Annotated in this window: 1 protein-coding gene; it reads left to right on the top strand. The window is 53.9% G+C overall.

The features are described from left to right. Positions 1-49: 49 nt before the first annotated feature. Positions 50-505 (top strand): hypothetical protein (locus ACTIEN_RS22355; RefSeq protein ID WP_439525328.1); only part of this gene is annotated, 456 nt, incomplete at its 3' end.

The raw sequence follows: 505 nt of genomic DNA, 5'->3' as shown, positions 1-505 counted from the left end.
CAAGGCGCAGCCAAACCGAGACCAAACTGACCAATTTTACACCGGGAACTTGGCCAATTTTGCTCCGGGATTGACATCTTTCGCCGTCGAGGAGGGGTTGGATCCGGTTCGTTTCTTTCATATGGCGCGCGGCCAAGCGTTGCGAGACCCTCGCGATACTCCGGTTGTCTCTACGCATGAAGGCGCGACAGGAGGGTTTCCCAAAACAGTCAAACACCCCAGGAAACCTGGTATCCCAACACAAATTATCGAGAGACACTTGCCTGAGCAGCTTCCAAAGTTCCTGCGCAAGGGAGCCAGTATCGACGCAGGCTCTTCTTTACAGACCCAGAAAGTACAACGGGCGCGAGGTGACGACCGAAAGGTTTGTGTGATTCAAGGTGGCGAGGACGGCAGGGTAAGCATTGATTTGCCGGGATGTTTGGGTGAGGAGGTGAACTTGAACGATGCAGGCCATATTTTTGTACGTGATGATCGCGGTGCCATTGCTCTGCCAAAGACCCTC

Source organism: Marivita sp., assembly GCF_051859345.1.
Lineage (GTDB): Bacteria > Pseudomonadota > Alphaproteobacteria > Rhodobacterales > Rhodobacteraceae > Marivita.
The sequence above is the reverse complement of the archived record's forward strand: the minus strand, read 5'-3'. Positions and strand labels throughout refer to the sequence as shown.